This window comes from Candidatus Accumulibacter phosphatis, from assembly GCF_012939955.1.
Taxonomy (GTDB): Bacteria; Pseudomonadota; Gammaproteobacteria; order Burkholderiales; family Rhodocyclaceae; genus Accumulibacter; species Accumulibacter delftensis.
The window spans coordinates 22299-41567 of record NZ_SPMY01000016.1 but is presented as its reverse complement, the minus strand read 5'-3'; the positions used below and the strand labels follow the sequence as shown (position 1 = coordinate 41567).

Sequence of the window (19269 nt, the reverse complement as noted above, 5' to 3'; positions counted from 1 at the left end):
TAATCGGCAGATCAGCTTCTCAAACATCCCGGAGGAAACACGATATGTCAAAAGAAAGACCAAGCGTCGGCGCGGATGGCAACGCCTTACCGATTCTTCCCCCCGACCGTGATCCGCGTTTGTGGACCAGACTGGTACGGGTGATGTTCTTCACCCCGGGCTTTGTCGCATTACTGTTGATCAAGGCCGGCGAGCCCGCCGCATTCGGCGTCACCATCGAACTGCTCTTGCTTTCCTGCGCAACGGCGGTCGTTGCCGGACTCTTCATCGCCACGCAGGCGGCGAGTGGGGGGGCCGACACACAGTCGCAGATCAGTCTGTGGTGTGGGGAACTGGTCATCGCATTCCTGTCTGTTGTTCCCTTTCTCTGCGCCTTGCCAGCCTTGTTCCACCAGCTGGCGAACAGCACGCTGCTGCATGCCAAGGCACCCGGTGCCGCGGATGTTGCGCTTGGAGCCTCCGAGCTCATTCCGTTTGCTGCCATCCTGCCGTTCATGATCTACCAGCTGTCCGGCTTCGGTGTTCTTGGTTATCTGGTGTCCAAGACGACCAATTGGCTACTCAACCTGACCATACTCGCAACCATTCTTGCCGCCTATGTCGCCAATCGCACGGCGCAGTTTCACGTCGAAGAAATGTTCACCGGTTTCCTGGTCATTTTCATGTCGATTACCGTGTTTTTCGGGATTCGCAAGCTGACCGGCATGCAGGAGGAATTCTCGGCAAATGCTCCGGCCAAGGAGGCCAAGGAGCCCAAGGAAGCGAAGGAGCCCAAGGAAACCAAGGAACAAGGGATCTCCGACGCTTTGCCAGGCTGACGATTGGCCGCAACCATCTGAATTCGAGGAGGTTTCATGGCTTCACGCTCGCTCATCGTAATGCCCGACGACACCGGCAAGCCCATCCTTGACGCCATCGAGGCGGCGCAGGAGTCGATTCGCATCAAGATATTCCTGTTTTCCGAGCCGACGCTGCTGGCGGCGGTGATTGCCGCGCATCAGCGTGGCGTCATGGTCCGTGTGATGCTGAATCCGGCCCGGCGCAGTGGCGAACCCGAGAACCAGAAAACGCGTGCGCTACTGGAGGAGGCGGGTGTCGAGGTGCTCGACAGCAACCCGGCAATCGACATCACCCACGAAAAGTCGATGGTCGTCGATGGCCAGTTGGCATTCATCCAGTCGCTCAACTGGGAAACGCGGAATTTCACTGAAACCCGCGACTACGCGATTGTGACGACGCATCGCCACGAGGTGGACGAGGTCGTGCAGTGCTTCGATGCCGATTGGGACCGCCAGCCCTTCGACCCGGGCCAGGACTCGCATCTTATCTGGTGCAATATCAACGGGCGAAACCGGGTCGCGCAGTTCATCGACGAAACGAAGGAAACCCTGTTTCTGCAGAACGAGCGCTATCAGGACGAGGTGATCATCGAGCGTCTGGTGCGGGCGCTTCGCCGTGGCGTCAAACTGCACATCCTGGCACGGCCGGCGCACACGCTGAAGAAGGGAAAGCTGGTGGAAGGCGTCGAAGGCCTGCGCATCCTGCAGGATATCGGGGCCAAGGTGCACAAGCTAAAAGGGCTCAAACTGCACGGCAAGATGGCCTTCGCCGATAGTGCTCGCGCGCTGATCGGTTCGATCAACCTGGCGCCGGGCAGCTTCGACAGCCGCCGCGAACTGGCCATCGCTGTGCATGACGAGGAGGTCGCCAAGCCTTTGCGCCAGGTCGTTCATCATGACTGGGAGCATTCCACGCCGGTGGATTTGTCCGATGAAGGTTTGCTCGCCGATCTCAAGGACATCGAGGAAGAAGCGAGCAGGGAGCTGGCGCTGAATCACAGCGTTCACGGTGCTCATCACAAGCACGCATGATCACCCCATCGTCACCGCCGCCTACGCAGAAGTGCTGCGGCTGACGGCGGGCAAGCCGAGCGCATGATGTCTGCTTGCCTCGCTCAGTGTTCCTTGCCGTCGACCCGTGCTTGTAGCAGGTAGGGGATATAACGCCAGCCGAGTATCGCGAAGCAGCTGAACCAGCACGCCGCGGCGAGATCGATCCAGCGCAGGTAGTTGGCCGGGTCGATCTGCGGGATGACGATGCGCACCACGAAGCCGGCAATCATGATCCATAGCACCGTCTTGTCGAGACGATCGAAAGCGACTTTTCGGCCGGTGTGACCGTTGACGATGCGGATCAACATGGCCGGGATGATCAGGCCCATGGCGCCGAAAGTAAAGACATGCATTGGTAGCGAGCCAATCCACGCCGGCTGCGCGACCAGCGCCACGAACTCGAGCAGCAGTTGCGCGACGATCGCCAGGTAGCCGAGATACATGATGCCAATGTCCAGCCGGCGCAGCGCCAGCTGCGGCTTCCAGAAGGCGAAGCGGACGAGCAGCAGCAGCGCCAGCAAGAGACCGCTCCATGCCGAGACCGGGGCAGGCAGCAGGCTGGCAAGAACCAGTCCCACGGCGAGCAGCTTGATGGCGGTGTCGAGCACTGCGTTGCGCAGGATTTCGGCCTGCATCGCATTTTTCATGAACTGCGTCAGCGTCCGCTCGAGCATGACCAGAAATGCCACCCGGAAGAGCGCCATGGCCATGCTCGCGCCGGCCTGAAAATGCGTTTCGCTGAGCAGCAGGTTCTTGGCGACCAGGAAGAGGGGCAGGATGATCAGGAAGAAGTAGTTGTCGCGGAAGGAGTCGCTCTGCCGGTGGCGGATCAGCGACCATAGGAGCATGGCGACAATGGTGGCCAGGAAGAGGTTGTTGGAGAGGCGGAAGAGTAGCGGCGGCAGGGCGCCGGCAAACCACATGCCCGCGCGTTCGAGCAGCCAGGCGCTGACCAGCAGGATCAGCGCCGTGCCGTGGTAGCCGCGGATCTTCACCCAGTTCTTGGTCGAGGTGAGCAGGAAACCCCCCATCACGGCCCAGCCAAAGCCGAAGAACATCTCATGGGCGTGCCACTGGGTCGGCGAAAATGGTGCCGCCGGTGCCGCCAGAGTGCCCGCGAAGAGCAGCGCCCAGAGGACCGGCAGGGTCAGCCCCGACAGGCAGGCGAGGGCGAAGAACGGTCTGAAACCGACCAGCCAGAGGGGTTGATCCGAAAAGCGCATGTTCAGCTTGCCTCGCTGTGAGTGTTGCCTGGAAATGGCCGTTTACTGTGAAAGTCGCGCAAGCGGCTCACGAATCTCCCTTCTCCCTCGCGGGAGAAGGGTAGGGGGAAGGGGGGAAACGGGTCATGACTCTCATGATCCGGGGTATCTCGACATGTCATGACCGTTAGGCAAACGAACAGGGTAGCGAGGCGGGTGCCGAGTCGGGCGCCGAGTAGGGCGCCGGCCGGCGCGCCTCGTTAGGCGGGAATTGTCGCCTGGCGGACCGCGCCTGGCTTTGATCTAGAACGGGGCCGGACACAAAAAGCGCAGCGGCTGGGCGCTCGCGGGGTGGGCGAAGGCCAGCACCTCGGCGTGCAGCATGAGGCGTGTGTTCGTCGCCGTGAGTTCGGCGCGGCCGTAGAGCGCGTCGCCGATGATCGGGTGGCCGATGGCCAGCAGATGCACGCGCAGCTGGTGCGTGCGCCCGGTCAGGGGGACGAGCAGCAGGCGCGAGCGCTGTGTAGTGGGGTCGTGGCTGAGCACCTGGTAGCGGGTGAGCGAGGGCTTGCCGGCGAGCGGGTCGACTTTCTGGCGCGGCCGGCGCGGCCAGTCGGCGCTCAGTGGCAGGTCTATTTCGCCGCTGGCCGCCGGCAGCCGGCCGGCGACCAGTGCGACATAGCGCTTGTTCACCTTTCGCTCGGCGAACTGGCTGCTCAAGCGCCGCTGCATCTCTTTGCCACGTGCCAATACCAGCACCCCGGAGGTGTGCATGTCGAGGCGATGGACGATCAGGGCATCGGGAAATTCGGCCTGCACGCGTCGGCTCAGGCAGTCCTGTTTGTCTTCGCCGCGACCGGGTACCGCGAGCAGGCCGGCCGGCTTGTTGACCACCAGCAGCGCCGCGTCGCCGTAGAGGATCTCGATTGCGTCGGGGCCTAGGTCGGAACAGCGGGCGGTGGCAAGGGTGGCGGGAACAGCGGTGGTCGAGGTCGAGTGCATGCGCGAGGGGGGAGGCTAGGGCAAGGCAATGGTTGAATTTGTCGACGGGGACGAAGGGGGCCGGTGAGGGCTGCCATTGTCGCGCCAATTGGCCGCCGACGGCGCGAGCCGACAAATCAATTACACTGCACGGGCACGGCGACGGCGGCTGCGGCTGTGAATGCGACGACGGCGACGCCTCGCCAGGAGCGCGCCGGAAGCGCTTCGACCAAACAATCATCACTTCCAGGAGAACAGCTTGAGCACTGCCATTCCAGAGTTGACGACCATGGCCATCGTGCTGAACGAGGGGCTTGCCGAAATCACCCTGAATCGCCCGGAGCGGTCGAACGCCATCAACCAGGCCATGTGGCAGGAGCTGCGCATGGCTTTCGCCTGGGCCGACGAGAGCGATGAGGTACGCGTGGTGATGCTCAGCGGCGCCGGGCGGAATTTCTGCGCCGGTATCGATCTGGCGATGCTGGCTGGCGTCAGCGAGCGCGTTGCGCATCGCGACGCGGCGCGCGGACGCGAGCTGCTGCGCCGCGTGATCCTCGATTTGCAGGATTGCCTGTCGAGCGTCGAGCGTTGTCGCAAGCCGGTGCTGGCGGCGATCCACGGCGCCTGTATCGGCGGGGCGATCGACCTGGTGAGCTGTTGCGACATGCGCTATGCGGCCGCTGACGTACAGTTTGCGGTGCGTGAAATCGACGTCGGAATGACGGCTGACGTGGGCACCTTGCAACGACTGCCGCGCCTGATTCCGGACGGCATGGCACGCGAGATGGCCTATACCGGGCGCAAGGTCGATGGCTTCGAGGCCAAGCTGATCGGCCTCATCAATCAGCTTTTCGAGACTCCCGAGACCTTGCTCGACGGTGTTCGCCAGATCGCCCGGACGATCGCCGCGAAGTCGCCGCTGGCTATCCGTGGCAGCAAGGAAATGCTCAACTACGGACGCGATCATTCAGTCGCCGACGGCTTGAACTACGTGGCCACCTGGAATGCGGCGATGCTCCTCTCGAGCGATCTCCAGGAAGCGATGAGCGCCATGCGCGAGAAGCGTCCGCCGTGCTTCGGCGACTGAGGCGCGCGCCCGCTCGGCGCTAACGGTCATGACATGTCGAGACACCCCTGATGATGAAAGCCATGACCGTTTCCCCTCTTCCCCGACCCTTCTCCCGCGAGGGAGAAGGGAGTTTCGTGAGTCGCTTGCGCGACTTTCACATTAATGGAAACTTTTGTCAGCCACGTCGGCCTGGCCGCACCGCTCTTCGTTCTGGTGCTCGCCGGCTACCTGCTCATGCGCGGCTGTGGCTGGCCGCCGTCGATGTCCGAGAATCTCTCGCGCTTCGTCTTTTCGGTGGCCTTGCCGGCGATGCTCTTCCGGATGATGAGCGACTTCTCGAAGTTGCCGCCGGTCGACGCCCGTTTGCTGATCGCTTTCTTTGGCGGCTGCCTGATCGTGTTCGTGATCGGCCGCCTGGTCGCCTGGCGCTTGTTTGCCCTGGACGGTGTCGGGCAGTCCGTATTTGCCCTCGGTGGCGTGTTCTCGAACAATGTGCTGCTCGGTCTGCCGCTGGCCAAGGTTGCTCTCGGCGAGGCGGCCGTGCCGTCGGTGGCCCTGGTGCTGGTGTTCAACGCGCTGATTCTGTGGACCCTGCTCAGCGTCTCGATCGAGTGGGCGCAGCACGGCAGTTTTTCGCTGCACGGCTTCGCCAAGACGGCGCGTGGCGTGCTCACCAATCCGATCGTTGCCGGCATCCTTTCGGGAGCCTTGTTCGGCCTCACCGGCTGGCCGCTGCCGACCCTGCTGGCGCAGCCGCTGGCGATGCTGGCGCAGGCCGCGGCGCCGCTGGCGCTGATCGCTCTGGGCATGGGGCTGGCAGAATATGGCGTGCGCGCCGGCTGGCAAATCAGCGTTGCCATCTGCTGCCTGAAGTTGATCGTGCAACCCCTGGTGGTCTGGTCGCTGGCCCTGCTGATGGGTCTGCCGGCGATGGAAACGCAGGTCGTGGTGCTGCTCGCCTCGCTGGCCGTCGGCGCCAACGTCTATCTGATGTCGCGTCAGTTCAAGACGCTGGAAGGGCCGGTGGCCAGCAGCCTGGTCTTGTCGACCGCCCTGGCAGCGCTGAGCACGCCGCTGCTGATGACCCTGACCGGAAGCTGAGAGCCCCGGCAGCGAGTCCCGGGAAGCGCGTTGGGCGTGACTGCCCTGGGGGTGACGGCAAACTCATTGACGCACCATCGACCCCATGCGCGCCCCCCGACAATCAGCGGTGAGCCGCAGAGACTCCACTTCATGACGCAGCGAGTTCGCAGTGGTTCACAAAGACTCGACTTCATTCCTCCGGGAGTCGGAACGGCTCGTCAAAGCGCTGGGCGTTCAGTTGACAGGCTTGCTGGCCTCGTGGCGCTGGGGTTCATCGCCGAGGAGGCAGCCGAAAACGTGGATATCACCGAGACCACGCGCAAGCATGCGCCTGAAATGCTGGAAAACTAAGGAACTACAGACAAAAAAAAGCCAAGCTTGTGCTCGGCTGTTTTAACTGGCGAGCAATGGCTCGCTCAGATGGCGGCCTTGCGACGGCGCATTGCCAGACCGGCAAAGGCAAGGCCGGCGAGAGCTAGCGTGCCCGGTTCCGGAACGTCGATGCGACGCCCGTCGGTTCTCACATTGGCGGCGACAATGTATCCGTCGCTAAGGACGAAAGACTTGATGTTGGCCGTAGTTTGGCTGAAGCCGAAGTCGAAGCCGGCGTCGACTCCAGACGGGGTATTGATGTCGAGGGTATGGCTCTCAAGTAGATTGTTGGCTGCGTCGTAGATGGCGATCTTCGCCGCCCCGAAGTTGGGGACCGCATAGTTGATGAACGCCAACACCGATGACACCGCGTTGTCGAAGACGATGGTCATCGAGCCGTAGTCCGTGTCCAGCCCGATATAGGGGCCGGTGTCACCAGTCCAATCGCCATTGTCAACGAGGCCGTAAAGCCTTGTGTAGCCGTACACTGAACGGGCATAGGTTGATGTCCAAGTCATGCCGTTCTCGGCAACCGGTCCGCTGGTAACAAGATCCTGGGCGGTAAAGGCGTGCGCTGTGCCGCCCGGCAATGAGGTGATCACGGACGCACTGGCGGTAGTGGCACCAAATACGAGTGCGGCGGCCGCGACAACGGGCAGAAATTTCTGTGTCAATGTTTCGAGTCTAAGTTTCATGGTTCTTCCCGAGTAAGGAACATCCACGGCAATGCGGATCGTCGGCGAACGCTAAGAAATTTTTAAGCCTGTTTTGATGCCTGAAGTGTTGGCTGTTGGATTAAAAATAAGTTTTTAATGGACATGCCTTGGTCGAAGAAGGTTCAGTGTAAAGAATCCCGACAGCCACGGTCGGAGGCTACGTTCCATTTTTTTGCGCTAGGTACGAAAGTTCGCTTCTGCCGCTTGCCTACCTGTCATCTCTTTTCCCTGCTGCGCTGGTGTCGGCGTTTCCTTACTCGCGGCGGCCGCCGGCGATGGCGCGCAGGAATTCGTTGCGCGCCTGTTCGGAGTGTGCAAACTCGCCGCTGAAGGCCTGGGTGATCACCCGTTCGTCGCCGCGCCGATCTTCGCCGAGCAGCAGGCACAGCTGTTCGGCCTCGACGACACAGGCCGCGCCGCGTGCCTTGCCGTGCTGCATCAGGGCGTCGGCGATGTCGCGGGTCATCCATTCCTGATAGGTGAAGCGGTGGCCGATGGCGTCGACCAGGCGGGCAATGCGGCCAAAGCCGTGCAGCCGGCCGCCGGGTAGGTAGGCGACGTGGGCGAGGCCGCGGAAAGGGACCAGGTGGTGCGGACAGACGCCATGCACGGCGATCCCGCGCAGCACGACCATGTCGCCGCGCGGATCGGCAAAGCCTTCGCCGAGCGCTGCGGCGGGGTCGAGGTCGTAGCCGCCGAGCAGGCGGCGCTGCCAGAGTTCGCGCACGCGCTGCGGCGTTCTGCCCAGGTGCGGGCCAGCGGCGGCCAGGCCGCAGGCGCTGAGCAGGTCGGCGATGGCGCGCTCGAAAGCGGCGGCGTCGAAAGTGCCTGGCGCGCGATGCCGATGTCGGTGGCGGCGGCGAGTGCTTGGTCGTGGCTGTTGCAGTCGGGCATGGCGAGGCTCCGCTTGGCGTCTCCGGGAGTGGGCATGATACACGCGCGCGTGCTGTGCTTCGTCCTGGCTGCCGCGGCTGGCGACCGATTGCTTGCGCCGGGTGCTCGCGGATTGCGATTTCCTTGCATCCGGCAAGCCATCGAGGCGCGGGATGAGTGATAATGGCGAGCTCGTGGAAGTTGCCGTGATCACCTGTCGGGCAGGCCGAAGACGCTGCGCCGAGTTGGGAAGGACATGCATGAAGTGCGTTGATGATTACCGTCTGAAGTTTGGCAGCAAGGAACTGGTGCCGATCATGATCGGCGGCATGGGGGTCGATATTTCGACGGCCGAGCTGGCGCTTGAAGCCGCGCGACTGGGTGGCGTGGGACATATTTCCGATGCCATGGTGAATACCGTGGCCGATCGGCGCTTCAACGCCAAGTTCGTCAAGGACAAACTCAAGCAGTACAAATTCAACGTCGCCAATTCCGACAAGTCGGTCGTCCGCTTCGATCTCGAGCAGCTCGCCGAGGCGACCCGCATGCACGTCGGCAGGACCATGGAGGCGAAGCAAGGCGACGGCCTGATCTTCGTCAACTGCATGGAAAAGCTGACCATGAACTCGCCGCGGGAAACGCTGCGCGTACGCATGCAAGGCGCGCTGGATGCGGGCGCCGACGGCATCACGCTGGCCGCCGGGCTGCATCTCGGTTCCTTCGCGCTGATCGAGGATCATCCGCGTTTCCGCGACGCCAAGCTGGGCATCATCGTCTCGTCCTTGCGCGCGCTGCAGCTTTTTCTGCGCAAGACGGCACGCTGCAAGCGCTTGCCCGACTATGTGGTGGTCGAAGGGCCGCTGGCGGGTGGTCACCTGGGCTTCGGCATGGATTGGGCCGAGTACGATCTGGCGACCATCTTCGCCGAGATTCATCGCTATCTGCAGGCCGAGCAACTGGACATTCCGCTGATTCCGGCCGGCGGCATCTTCACCGGCAGCGACGCGGTCTCCTTTCTCGAGCAGGGAGCGGCCGCCGTGCAGGTGGCGACGCGCTTTACCGTGTCCCGGGAATGCGGCCTTCCGGAGGACGTCAAGCAGCGTTATTTTGAAGCCAGCGAAGAGGGGATCGAAGTCAACCAGATTTCACCGACCGGCTATCCGATGCGCATGCTGAGCAACAGCCCGGCGATCGGCGACGGTATTCGACCCAACTGCGAAGCCTACGGCTACCTGCTCGACAGCACCGGCAATTGCTCGTACATCAACGCCTACAATCGCGAAGTCGAGGCGAATCCCGGGGTCAAGCGGATATCGGTGCGGGACAAGACCTGTCTCTGTACGCAGATGCGCAACTTCGATTGCTGGACCTGCGGTCATTACACCTATCGCCTCAAGGATACCTCCCGTCGCTTGCCTGACGGCAGCTACCAACTGCTCAGCGCCGAGCACATCTTCCGCGATTATCAGTTCAGCACCGACGGCAAGATCCTGGCTCCCGAGTAGGGCGCTGGCCATTGACCCCCGCGTTTCCCCGCGCTCGCGCGAAAGGGCATTAGTCGATGCTCAGCTATCGTCACGCCTTTCATGCCGGTAACCACGCCGACGTTCTCAAGCATCTGATCCTGGTGCAGCTGGCGCGCTACCTGGGCCGCAAGGAGAAGGCCTTCTGGTACGTGGATAGCCACGCCGGGGCGGGTTCCTATGCCCTGGATTCAGCGCAGGCGTCCAAGCTTCACGAGTACCGGGAAGGGATCGCTCGCCTATGGGGGCGCCAGGATCTACCGCCGGCGGTCGCCGAGTATCTGCAGCTGCTGCGCGCGATCAACCCCGGCGGCGCGCTGAAAGTCTATCCGGGTTCACCTGACTTGGCGTTGGCAACGCTGCGTGCGCAGGACCGCTTGCGGCTTTTCGAGCTGCACAGTCGTGATGTTCTACACCTGCGCAAGCGCTTCGAGGCCGAGGGATCGCGGGTGGTCGTCGAGCACAGCGACGGCTTCGCCGGCCTGAAAGCCGTGTTGCCGCCGCCACCGCGACGGGCTCTGGTGCTGATCGACCCGGCGTACGAAGAAAAGCACGATTACGAGCGCGTCGTGCAGGCGCTCAAGGATTCGCTGCAGCGTTTCCCGGGCGGCACCTACCAGCTGTGGTACCCGCAGCTGACCCGGCTCGAGGCGCACGATCTGCCCGGACGCCTGAAACGCCTGCCGGCGAGCAACTGGCTGCACGTCACGCTGCGCGTCAGGACACCGGCCGCGGATGGTTTCGGGATGCATGGCAGCGGCGTTTTCGTGATCAACCCGCCGTGGACTTTGCAGGCCAGTCTGGAGGAGGCGATGCCGTGGCTGGTCAAAGTGCTCGGGCTGGATGCGGGGGCGGCCTTTACGCTCGAGAGTCAGGCCTCGTGAAGGTGAATGCCCGGCGAAATAGGGGCATTGCATGATGCATGACTACGGCGCTGCATGACTAGGGCACTGCATGAGCCTGGGTCACGGCCAGAGCGCCCCGGGCGATCCGGCCAGAGCGTCCCAGGCGCTCAGCCTTTGCCGGCCGCCTCGGCCAGGTACTTGCGGCTCGAGCCGTAGCTGGTTTCGACCGGATATTTCGCCGCGTTCTTGACCAGTTTGGCGTGCGCGGCGGCTTCCAGGTCGATGCCGGCGTGTTCGGCGATGAGCAGCAGATAAATCAGCACGTCGGCGCATTCGTCACGCAGTGCTTCCTGCGCTTCGGTGCTGGCGGCCAGGGCCGCCATGTCGGCGTCGCTCTTCCATTGCGTCAGCTCGAGCAGCTCGCTGGCTTCGAGATTCAGCGAAACGATCAGGTTGCGCAGGCTGTGGAACTGGGCCCAGTTCCTCTGGTCGCGAAACGCCAGTACTTTGGCCGTCAGCGCTGGCAGGTCCATGTGTTTTTTCAGGCGAAGAAACGCTTCTGTGCCGCTGTTGGCAGCGTCATGCCGGTGGCATGGGCGCGTGCGAGAAGCTCCCAGTAGTAGCGGTAGGAAGCGCGGTCGTGCAGCAGGCCCTGGTGCTGGATCGGTCCCCAATCGCCATCTTGCGCGGCGATCAGGATTTCGGCTGCGCTTTCAACCTCCGAGAAGTCGGGGCGCATCATGTCGACGATCGGCCGGATCTGGTTGGGATGGATGCTCCACATGCGCAGATAGCCGAATTCGTTGCGTGCGCGGCGAGCATCGTTGCGGATGAAGTCCAGATCGCGCAGTTCGGTGGTTACGTTGTGCGAGGGGACGGCGCCGTTGGCCAGCGCCGCGGCCGAGATTTCACACTTGGCGCGGACGATCAGCGGGTGCTCGAACTGTCCGGGGCTGCGCATGGCCGAAGCCGGGATGGCGCCATGGTGGCCGCTGACAAAATCCATCAGCCCGAAATCGAGTGATTCGACCTCCGGAAGGGCGGCGATTTCCCAAACATCACGCAGGGCGCCGTAGGTTTCGATCAGTACATGTGCCGGGATCTGGCGCTCGATGCCGGCGGCTGCCGTCGCTCGCCGCAAAGCGTCGAGTTGTATGCGCACGTCCTCACCGCAACTGACTTTGGGCAGCGTCACGAAGGCCAGGCGCTGGCCGGCGTGGGCGACGATGATCTCGATGTCTTGCTGCCAGCCGTGGTGGGCGATGTCGTGGATGCGGACACCCACCCGTCCATGCCGATTGGCATCGCTCATGATCAGCTCGGCAACCATCGTCGCATGCTCGCGATCGGCGCCTGCCGCTGCCCCGTCCTCACAGTCGCAGGTGACGTCGAAGATCGGGCCCAACTCGTTCTGCAACAGCAGGGCCTTGTTGATCAGCTTTTCGGAGCCCGCGTAGTGGTCGACGGCGGGGATCATCGGAAAAGGCTTTTCGCCTGCGAAGAGGACTTGGCTGGGATGGCGCATGGTTTTTCGATAGCGTCTGGTTCGTCGGAGAGCGATATTCTACCGCGCTGTGTAGCAAGGTGGCAGGCAAGCTGGCAGGCGAAAAAAAAAACCGCGGCCAGGCCGCGGTTTCTCGTCAGCAGCAAGGCCTGCTCAGAGCATGTCTTTTACGGCCTCGGCTTCGTCGGTCAGTTCCTTGAGCGTCTTGTTGATCTTCTCGCGCGAGTAGCCGTCGATCTCGAGACCCTGGATGATCTTGAAGGAGCCGCCCTTGCACTCGCAGGGGAAACCAAAAACGATACCCGTCGGGATGTCGTAGGAGCCGTCGGACGGGACGCCCATGGTCACCCATTCGTCGGAACCGAGTACCCAGTCGCGCATGTGGTCGATGGCTGCGTTGGCCGCCGAGGCTGCCGAGGACAGGCCGCGGGCGTCGATGATCGCAGCGCCGCGCTTGCCGACCGTGGGCAGGAAGACGTCGTTATTCCAGACCGGATCGTTGATCAGATCCTTGACGTTGTCGCCGTTGGACGTGCAGTTGCGGTAATCGGCGTACATCGTCGGCGAATGGTTGCCCCAGACGGTGAGCTGCTTGAAGCTGGCCACTGGGCGGTCGGTTTTCGCGGCGAGTTGCGAGAGGGCGCGGTTGTGATCCAGGCGCAGCATGCCATGGTAGTTGGCTGGGTTGGTGCGACCGACTTTCTTCGCTGCGGAGCCGGCGATCAGGGCGTTGGTGTTGCAGGGGTTGCCGACGACCAGGACGCGGACGTCTTCCTTGGCGTTCTCGGCAATTGCCTTGCCCTGGACGGTGAAGATGGCGCCATTGGCGGTCAACAGGTCAGCACGTTCCATACCCGGGCCGCGCGGACGTGCACCAACCAGCAGGCAGACGTCGGCATCCTTGAAGGCAACGTTGGGATCGTCGGTAGCGAACATGCCGGCGAGCATCGGGAACGCGCAATCTTCGAGTTCCATGATCACGCCCTGGCAGGCTTTCTGAGCTTGCGGCAGGTCGAGTAGTTGAAGGATGACTGGCTGATCCTTGCCGAGCATTTCGCCGGAAGCGATCCGGAAAAGCAGGCTGTAACCGATTTGGCCGGCTGCGCCGGTGACCGCGACGCGCATGGGGGCTTTGGACATGATACGGCTCCTGTCGTTAATGGTGAGCGAGAAGAATTGAACGAGAGTAAACAGGCAAGCAAGCAAAACAAGGGATCAAAAAGCGATCGACGACGCCCGCATGCCCGTTCGCTGCGCCGGGCGCCCAATCAGAGCAATCATAAGACCCGGAGGTGTGCACTGTCAAATCAATGGCGTCTATCTTATGTCTTATATATGATATCAGTAACAAGAACGGGATGGACGGACGTGCGAAATTGTGCTGAAATAGCTTTCCATGAACCGCGCCTCAGCAATGCACGCCCCGACCTTCAGCCCGCTCTACCGGCAGATCAAACAATTGATCATGGGCAATCTGGAGTCCGGGGAATGGGGCCCGGGCGACGCGATTCCCAGTGAGTCGGAGCTCGCCGGCCGCTTTGGCGTCAGTCAGGGAACGGTGCGCAAGGCCATCGACGAAATGGCTGCCGAGAACCTCCTGGTCCGTCAGCAAGGCAAGGGCACCTTCGTTGCGACGCACAAGGATCCCGGCTCTGCTTTCCGTTTTCTGCGCCTGGTCGCCAATGACGGTGTGCCGCAGGTCTCGCAGAGCATTCCGCTCGAATGCTGGCGCGCCAAAGCCGGCCCTGACGTGGCGCGTACGCTGGCCCTCGAGCCGGGGGCACCGATCACCATTCTGCGCCGTCTCCTGAAGCTGGGCGATGAGCCGGTGGTCTTCGACGAAATCTATCTTTCGAGTGAGCTGTTCCCCGACCTGACGCTGGAGGTCGTGCGCGCGGGCGAGTCGCTCTACGGCCTGTTCGAAAGTCGCTATGGTGTTTGCATGGTTCGTGCCGACGAGCGCCTGCGCGCCGTTGCTGCTGACCGCGTCAGCGCCGAGCTCCTGAAAGTTGCCGAGGGGAGCCCGCTGCTACTGGTCGAGCGCGTGACTTTCTCCTATGCCCAGAAGCCGGTCGAATGGCGGCGGGGTTACTACTCGACACGCAATCATCATTATCGCAACGAGCTGGGGTGAAGGCCCGTAAGCGCCATTGCGAGGAAGTAAGGGGCGCCCGAATGGTTTATAATCGGGCGTAGTTTTCAAGGGGAACGCATGCAACACGCATGCTGCTGTACTACACATGAGGGATGACGTCCATGGCAGAGATGGCAATAAAGAAAAAGCGTCCAAAGAATCTGGACTTGCCGACGATCAGGCTACCGCTTCCGGGTATTCTGTCGATCATTCACCGAATTAGCGGGGCTGCGCTTTTTCTGCTGCTGCCGTTCCTCTTATGGCTGTTCGAGAGCAGTCTGAGCTCGGCGGAGACCTTTGCCAGCTTCAAGGCGGTGGTTGACCACGGCTTGGTGAAGATCATCCTGCTCGGTCTGATCTGGTTCTACATGCACCACTTCTGCGCCGGCATTCGCTATCTGCTGCTTGACGTGCACATCGGTGTCGACCTCAAGGAAGCGATTCTTTCGAGCAAGATTGTCTTCGGCGTCAGCATCGCCCTGACGCTGATCGTGGGAGTGCAAGTGCTATGGTAAATCGTATTCTTGTCGGGGCCCATTACGGCCTCAAGGACTGGATCATTCAGCGCGCGACTGCCATCGTCATGGCGGTCTACACGGTGATCTTCCTGGTGGTCATCGGTTCCGTTGGGCCAGACTCGCTGGAAAGCTGGCGCGGTGTCTTTGCCGGTGGTTTCATGCGTTTCGCGACCTTCCTTTTCTTCATCAGCCTGTTCTACCACGCCTGGATCGGCATCCGGGATATCTGGATGGACTACATCAAGCCGGATGGTTTACGCCTGCTGTTGATGATTGCGACGGCGACGGTGCTGGTCGGTTACGCCGGCTGGGCGATTCGGATTCTGTGGAGAACGTAAGTGAGCAATTCAAGCATACCGGTACGTAAGTTCGATGCTGTCATCGTTGGCGCAGGCGGTTCTGGGCTGCGCGCAGCGATTCAGCTATCCGAGGGTGGATTGAAGACGGCCGTGCTGTCAAAAGTCTTCCCGACCCGTTCACACACCGTGGCCGCGCAAGGCGGGGTTTCCGCGTCCCTGGGCAACTCCGAAGAGGATCACTGGCACTGGCACATGTACGATACGGTCAAGGGCTCCGACTGGCTCGGTGACCAGGATGCGATCGAGTACATGTGTCGGATGGCGCCCGAGGTGGTCGTCGAGCTCGAGCACTTCGGCATGCCGTTTGACCGCACCGACGAAGGCAAGATCTATCAGCGCCCATTCGGTGGGCATATGTCGAACTTCGGCGAGAAGCCGGTGCGGCGTGCCTGCGCCGCGGCCGACCGCACCGGGCACGCGATGCTGCACGCGCTCTATCAGCGCAATGTGCGCGCCAACACGCAGTTCTTCGTCGAATGGATGGCGCTGGATCTGATTCGTGACGAGTCGGGTCAGGTGCTCGGGGTCATCGCCCTGGAAATGGAAACCGGCGAAGTCGTCGCTTTCCACGCCAAGGCGACAATTTTTGCCACCGGTGGTGCCGGCCGCATCTACTATTCCTCGACCAATGCTTTCATCAATACCGGCGACGGTCTGGGTATGGCGGCGCGGGCCGGCATTGCTCTTGAAGACATGGAGTTCTGGCAGTTCCATCCGACCGGCGTCGCCGGTGCCGGGGTGCTGATTACCGAAGGCGTGCGCGGTGAGGGGGGCATTCTGCGCAACTCGGACAACGAGCGTTTCATGGAGCGCTATGCGCCGAACGCCAAGGATCTGGCGTCGCGCGACGTGGTTTCCCGGGCCATGGTCACCGAAATCAACGAGGGCCGCGGTTGCGGGCCGAACAAGGATTTCGTGCTCCTCGATATTACCCACCTCGACCCGGCAACGATCATGAAGCGTTTGCCCGGCATTCGCGAGATTTCGATCCAGTTCGCCGGTATCGATCCGATCCAGGCGCCGATTCCCGTGGTGCCGACCTGCCACTATCAGATGGGTGGTATTCCGACCAACTACAAAGGTCAGGTGGTCGCCGCCGACGGAGTGCCGGTCAAGGGCTTCTACGCAGCCGGCGAGGTGGCCTGTGCCTCGGTCCATGGTGCCAATCGTTTGGGCACCAATTCCCTGCTCGACCTCTTGGTCTTCGGCAAATCTTCCGGAGATTCGGTGATCGAGGACCTGGCTTCGGGCAAGGTCGCGCATCAGGAATTGCCGGAAAACTTCGCCGAACGCACCCTGGCGCGCCTGCATCGCCTCAATACTCAGACTGGCGGAAGTGACGTCAACGAAACCCGTCTCGAGTTGCAGCGCACGATGCAGAAGCACTGCGGTGTCTTCCGTTTCAAGGACATGCTGGTCGAAGGGGTCGCCAAGATCGTCGACATCGAGAAAGCGGTCGCCAGGACCGAGATCAAGGACAAGTCGCAGGTCTGGAATACGGCGCGCGTCGAAGCGCTGGAACTCGACAACCTGATTGAGGTCGCCAAGGCGACGCTGGTTTCTGCAGAGGCGCGCAAGGAATCCCGCGGTGCGCATGTGCGGGACGACGCGCCCGATACGCCGGAAAACCCGAACGGGCGCGATGACGCCAACTGGCACAAGCATACGCTCTGGCAACGCGAGGGCAGCAGTCTCAGCTACAAGCCGGTGACCATGACCCCGCTGACTGTCGAATCCATCGCGCTGAAGACGCGCTCCTACTGATCGTATGCCACGGAGTTAATGATTATGGCCACCAGTACCATGGAGTTCAAGATTTACCGCTACGATCCTGACCAGGATGATGCGCCCTATATGCAGGACATCTCGGTTGAGGTTGATTTCGAGATCGATCGCAAGTTGCTTGACATCCTCACCCGCCTGAAAGGGAAGGACGATACGCTGTCTTATCGCCGCTCCTGTCGTGAGGGTATTTGCGGCTCTGATGCGATGAACATCAACGGCAAGAACGGCCTCGCCTGTCTCACCGACATCCGCGATCTCAAGCAGCCGGTGGTGTTGAGGCCGTTGCCCGGCCTGCCGGTGATCCGCGACCTGATCGTCGATATGACGCAGTTTTTCAAGCAGTATCACTCGGTCAAGCCCTATCTGATCAACGACAGCCCGCGCCCGGAGCGCGAGCGCTTGCAGTCGCCGGAGGAGCGCGACGAACTCAACGGTCTCTACGAGTGCATCCTGTGCGCCTGCTGTTCGACCTCTTGTCCTTCGTTCTGGTGGAATCCGGACAAGTTCGTCGGCCCTGCCGGTCTGCTGAACGCCTATCGCTTCATCGCCGACACGCGCGACGAGGCCACCAACGAGCGTTTGGACGACCTTGAGGATCCGTATCGACTGTTCCGCTGTCACTCGATCATGAACTGTGTCGATGTCTGTCCGAAGAATCTGAATCCGACGCGGGCGATAGGCAAAATCAAGGAAATGATGGTTCGTCGCGCAATCTGATGGACGAACGCGAGCGAATCAACCGTCTGCGCTGGCGTTGTACGCGGCGTGCGATGCTGGAAATGGATTTGCTGCTCGGGGAGTTCCTCGAGCGCATTTTCCCGACCCTTGCTCCCGCGCAGGCGGATGCCTTTATCATCCTGGCCGATATGGAAGACCTGGAGCTGTGGCCGCTGATCAACGGTAGCCGCGAATGTACGGACTCTGTACAGGCCGAAGTCGTTGCCTTGCTGCGCAACGTAAGAGTTAAGTAAGGAAGCTGCCCTAATCTGGCGCTTTTACGATCCATGCTGTGCCTTCAATACCTGAACGGGGATAAACCATGACGACCGAACGTAAAGCAATTGTGAACATCGAAGGGCGTGACCCCGTCGAGTTTCCGATCATGACGCCTACCCACGGCAATGATTGCATCGACATCCGCACCTTGGGCGCCAAGACCGGCTTGTTTACCTACGATTCCGGCTACCTGTCGACGGCGAGCTGTCGGTCAAAGATCACCTTCATCGACGGCGACAAGGGCGAGCTGTTGTATCGCGGTTATCCAATCGAGCAACTGGCCGAAAGCTGCAACTTCCTCGAGGTCGCCTATCTGCTGTGGAATGGCGAGTTGCCGACACCTGCCGAGAAGGCCGGTTTCGAGAAGAACATCAAGAATCACACCATGGTGCACGAGCAACTGGTGAAGTTCTACCAGGGCTTCCGTCGAGATGCTCACCCGATGGCCATTCTGGTTGGGGTCGTTGGCGCGCTGTCTGCCTTCTACCATGAGGCCGAGGATTTCTCCGATCTCGAACACCAGAACATCAGTTTCAACCGCATTGTCGCCAAGCTGCCGACCATCGTCGCCATGGCCTACAAGTATCACGTCGGCGAGCCCTTCATGTACCCGCGTAACGATCTCGATTACACGGCGAACTTCATGCACATGATGTTCGGCAATCCCTGCGAGGAGTACAAGCCGAACCCGGTACTGGTGCGTGCGCTGGATACCATCTTCACCCTGCACGCCGACCACGAACAGAATGCCTCGACCTCGACCGTGCGTCTGTCGGGTTCTTCCGGCGCCAACCCCTATGCCTGTATCTCGGCGGGCATTGCCTGCCTGTGGGGCCCGGCGCACGGTGGTGCCAACGAGGCCTGCCTGCAGATGCTCGAAGAAATTCACGACGTCTCGCGCGTTGCCGAGTACATCGCTCGGGCCAAGGACAAGAACGATTCCTTCAAGTTGATGGGCTTCGGGCACCGCGTCTACAAGAACTTCGATCCGCGCGCGACCCTGATGAGGACTGTTTGCAACGAAGTTCTGCAGGAGCTGGGGCTGGAGAATGACCGCCTGTTCAAGCTGGCGATGGAGCTCGAAAGGATCGCTCTCGAGGATAACTACTTCATCGAGAAGAAACTTTATCCGAACGTTGATTTCTACTCAGGTATCGTTCAGAAGGCGCTCGGTATTCCGACCACGATGTTCACCTGCATCTTTGCCCTGGCCCGTACGGTAGGCTGGATGACGCAATGGGAAGAGATGATCAACGATCCGGAATACAAGATCGGTCGTCCCCGTCAGCTCTACGTGGGGGCAGCAAGGCGCGACGTTATTCCGGCTGACCAGCGCTAGAGCTGATATCGACTCCGAGGGGCGGCGACGGTAGCCGCCCTTTTTTCATGCTGTGGCTTTCGGCCACAGGTTTTCGCT

The 19269-nt window shown here is 61.5% G+C and carries 20 protein-coding genes; 13 read left to right on the top strand and 7 right to left on the bottom strand.

The genetic code is table 11. The annotated features are described in order from the left end of the window. The first annotated feature begins 44 nt into the window (after positions 1–44). Complete coding sequence (locus tag E4Q23_RS05385) at positions 45–818, top strand: hypothetical protein (protein ID WP_169065679.1); 774 nt, start codon at positions 45–47, stop codon at positions 816–818. Positions 819–854: 36 nt separating this feature from the next. Then, the gene (locus E4Q23_RS05380; protein WP_169065678.1) at positions 855–1871 is read left to right on the top strand and encodes a phospholipase D-like domain-containing protein; all 1017 of its coding nucleotides are present in this window, start codon (positions 855–857) and stop codon (positions 1869–1871) included. Between the two features lie 83 nt (positions 1872–1954). Here E4Q23_RS05380 and E4Q23_RS05375 read toward each other — a convergent pair whose 3' ends face one another. Continuing rightward, the gene (locus E4Q23_RS05375) at positions 1955–3115 is read right to left on the bottom strand and encodes an NnrS family protein (RefSeq protein WP_169065677.1); all 1161 of its coding nucleotides are present in this window, start codon (positions 3113–3115) and stop codon (positions 1955–1957) included. 282 nt (positions 3116–3397) lie between these two features. Next, on the bottom strand, positions 3398–4096 hold the full coding sequence (locus E4Q23_RS05370) for an RluA family pseudouridine synthase (protein WP_169065676.1): 699 nt from the start codon (positions 4094–4096) through the stop codon (positions 3398–3400). Positions 4097–4334: 238 nt separating this feature from the next. Between E4Q23_RS05370 and E4Q23_RS05365 the strand changes: the two genes are divergently transcribed. Together E4Q23_RS05365 and E4Q23_RS05360 are read left to right on the top strand one after the other, a co-directional pair. Beyond that, entirely contained in the window at positions 4335–5162 is an 828-nt protein-coding gene (locus tag E4Q23_RS05365; protein WP_248595259.1) for a crotonase/enoyl-CoA hydratase family protein, read from the top strand. Between the two features lie 144 nt (positions 5163–5306). Continuing rightward, a complete protein-coding gene (locus tag E4Q23_RS05360) occupies positions 5307–6245 on the top strand; it encodes an AEC family transporter (RefSeq protein ID WP_169065675.1) in 939 nt (312 codons plus the stop codon). Between the two features lie 398 nt (positions 6246–6643). Here E4Q23_RS05360 and E4Q23_RS05355 read toward each other — a convergent pair whose 3' ends face one another. Together E4Q23_RS05355 and folE are read right to left on the bottom strand one after the other, a co-directional pair. Continuing rightward, entirely contained in the window at positions 6644–7294 is a 651-nt protein-coding gene (locus E4Q23_RS05355) for a PEP-CTERM sorting domain-containing protein (protein ID WP_169065674.1), read from the bottom strand. 274 nt (positions 7295–7568) lie between these two features. Then, positions 7569–8201 (bottom strand): GTP cyclohydrolase I FolE, encoded by a 633-nt coding sequence (folE, locus tag E4Q23_RS05350; protein WP_169065731.1) that lies wholly within the window; start codon positions 8199–8201, stop codon positions 7569–7571. A gap of 247 nt (positions 8202–8448) precedes the next feature. Between folE and E4Q23_RS05345 the strand changes: the two genes are divergently transcribed. After that, positions 8449–9693 (top strand): nitronate monooxygenase, encoded by a 1245-nt coding sequence (locus E4Q23_RS05345; RefSeq protein ID WP_169065673.1) that lies wholly within the window; start codon positions 8449–8451, stop codon positions 9691–9693. Between the two features lie 56 nt (positions 9694–9749). Beyond that, on the top strand, positions 9750–10595 hold the full coding sequence (locus tag E4Q23_RS05340) for a 23S rRNA (adenine(2030)-N(6))-methyltransferase RlmJ (RefSeq protein ID WP_169065672.1): 846 nt from the start codon (positions 9750–9752) through the stop codon (positions 10593–10595). 128 nt (positions 10596–10723) lie between these two features. Here E4Q23_RS05340 and E4Q23_RS05335 read toward each other — a convergent pair whose 3' ends face one another. The 3 genes from E4Q23_RS05335 to E4Q23_RS05325 form a co-directional block, all read right to left on the bottom strand. Then, positions 10724–11089, bottom strand: a complete 366-nt coding sequence (locus tag E4Q23_RS05335; RefSeq protein ID WP_169065671.1) for a nucleotide pyrophosphohydrolase — start codon at positions 11087–11089, stop codon at positions 10724–10726. An 8-nt stretch (positions 11090–11097) separates the two neighbouring features. Next, positions 11098–12081 carry an HpcH/HpaI aldolase/citrate lyase family protein gene (locus E4Q23_RS05330; protein WP_169065670.1) on the bottom strand — a complete coding sequence of 328 codons (984 nt, stop codon included), beginning with the start codon at positions 12079–12081 and terminating at the stop codon, positions 11098–11100. A 132-nt stretch (positions 12082–12213) separates the two neighbouring features. Beyond that, positions 12214–13200 carry a malate dehydrogenase gene (locus E4Q23_RS05325; RefSeq protein ID WP_169065669.1) on the bottom strand — a complete coding sequence of 329 codons (987 nt, stop codon included), beginning with the start codon at positions 13198–13200 and terminating at the stop codon, positions 12214–12216. Between the two features lie 256 nt (positions 13201–13456). Between E4Q23_RS05325 and E4Q23_RS05320 the strand changes: the two genes are divergently transcribed. The 7 genes from E4Q23_RS05320 (at position 13457) to gltA (ending at position 19191) form a co-directional block, all read left to right on the top strand. Next, complete coding sequence (locus E4Q23_RS05320) at positions 13457–14194, top strand: GntR family transcriptional regulator (protein ID WP_211203647.1); 738 nt, start codon at positions 13457–13459, stop codon at positions 14192–14194. 122 nt (positions 14195–14316) lie between these two features. Continuing rightward, complete coding sequence (gene sdhC / locus E4Q23_RS05315) at positions 14317–14709, top strand: succinate dehydrogenase, cytochrome b556 subunit (RefSeq protein WP_169065668.1); 393 nt, start codon at positions 14317–14319, stop codon at positions 14707–14709. Next, positions 14703–15050 (top strand): succinate dehydrogenase, hydrophobic membrane anchor protein, encoded by a 348-nt coding sequence (gene sdhD / locus E4Q23_RS05310; RefSeq protein ID WP_169065667.1) that lies wholly within the window; start codon positions 14703–14705, stop codon positions 15048–15050. Before sdhC ends, sdhD begins: the two co-directional genes overlap by 7 nt. Next, positions 15051–16835 carry a succinate dehydrogenase flavoprotein subunit gene (gene sdhA / locus E4Q23_RS05305; RefSeq protein ID WP_291995832.1) on the top strand — a complete coding sequence of 595 codons (1785 nt, stop codon included), beginning with the start codon at positions 15051–15053 and terminating at the stop codon, positions 16833–16835. It abuts the gene before it with no gap. A gap of 24 nt (positions 16836–16859) precedes the next feature. After that, a complete protein-coding gene (locus E4Q23_RS05300; protein WP_169065666.1) occupies positions 16860–17573 on the top strand; it encodes a succinate dehydrogenase iron-sulfur subunit in 714 nt (237 codons plus the stop codon). Further along, positions 17573–17827: a succinate dehydrogenase assembly factor 2 gene (locus E4Q23_RS05295; protein WP_169065665.1), complete on the top strand. Its 255-nt coding sequence runs from the start codon at positions 17573–17575 to the stop codon at positions 17825–17827. Before E4Q23_RS05300 ends, E4Q23_RS05295 begins: the two co-directional genes overlap by 1 nt. A 68-nt stretch (positions 17828–17895) precedes the next feature. Continuing rightward, positions 17896–19191, top strand: a complete 1296-nt coding sequence (gene gltA / locus E4Q23_RS05290) for a citrate synthase (protein WP_169065664.1) — start codon at positions 17896–17898, stop codon at positions 19189–19191. Positions 19192–19269: the final 78 nt, after the last annotated feature.

Bases quoted from the DNA above. Each gene is read 5' to 3' on its own strand.
- E4Q23_RS05385 (WP_169065679.1), top strand. From the start codon at position 45: ATGTCAAAAGAAAGACCAAGCGTCGGCGCGGATGGCAACGCCTTACCG.
- E4Q23_RS05380 (WP_169065678.1), top strand. From the start codon at position 855: ATGGCTTCACGCTCGCTCATCGTAATGCCCGACGACACCGGCAAGCCC.
- E4Q23_RS05375 (WP_169065677.1), bottom strand. From the start codon at position 3,115: ATGCGCTTTTCGGATCAACCCCTCTGGCTGGTCGGTTTCAGACCGTTC.
- E4Q23_RS05370 (WP_169065676.1), bottom strand. From the start codon at position 4,096: ATGCACTCGACCTCGACCACCGCTGTTCCCGCCACCCTTGCCACCGCC.
- E4Q23_RS05360 (WP_169065675.1), top strand. From the start codon at position 5,307: ATGGAAACTTTTGTCAGCCACGTCGGCCTGGCCGCACCGCTCTTCGTT.
- E4Q23_RS05355 (WP_169065674.1), bottom strand. From the start codon at position 7,294: ATGAAACTTAGACTCGAAACATTGACACAGAAATTTCTGCCCGTTGTC.
- E4Q23_RS05345 (WP_169065673.1), top strand. From the start codon at position 8,449: ATGAAGTGCGTTGATGATTACCGTCTGAAGTTTGGCAGCAAGGAACTG.
- E4Q23_RS05340 (WP_169065672.1), top strand. From the start codon at position 9,750: ATGCTCAGCTATCGTCACGCCTTTCATGCCGGTAACCACGCCGACGTT.
- E4Q23_RS05335 (WP_169065671.1), bottom strand. From the start codon at position 11,089: ATGGACCTGCCAGCGCTGACGGCCAAAGTACTGGCGTTTCGCGACCAG.
- E4Q23_RS05330 (WP_169065670.1), bottom strand. From the start codon at position 12,081: ATGCGCCATCCCAGCCAAGTCCTCTTCGCAGGCGAAAAGCCTTTTCCG.
- E4Q23_RS05325 (WP_169065669.1), bottom strand. From the start codon at position 13,200: ATGTCCAAAGCCCCCATGCGCGTCGCGGTCACCGGCGCAGCCGGCCAA.
- E4Q23_RS05320 (WP_211203647.1), top strand. From the start codon at position 13,457: ATGAACCGCGCCTCAGCAATGCACGCCCCGACCTTCAGCCCGCTCTAC.
- sdhC (WP_169065668.1), top strand. From the start codon at position 14,317: ATGGCAGAGATGGCAATAAAGAAAAAGCGTCCAAAGAATCTGGACTTG.
- sdhD (WP_169065667.1), top strand. From the start codon at position 14,703: ATGGTAAATCGTATTCTTGTCGGGGCCCATTACGGCCTCAAGGACTGG.
- E4Q23_RS05300 (WP_169065666.1), top strand. From the start codon at position 16,860: ATGGCCACCAGTACCATGGAGTTCAAGATTTACCGCTACGATCCTGAC.
- E4Q23_RS05295 (WP_169065665.1), top strand. From the start codon at position 17,573: ATGGACGAACGCGAGCGAATCAACCGTCTGCGCTGGCGTTGTACGCGG.
- gltA (WP_169065664.1), top strand. From the start codon at position 17,896: ATGACGACCGAACGTAAAGCAATTGTGAACATCGAAGGGCGTGACCCC.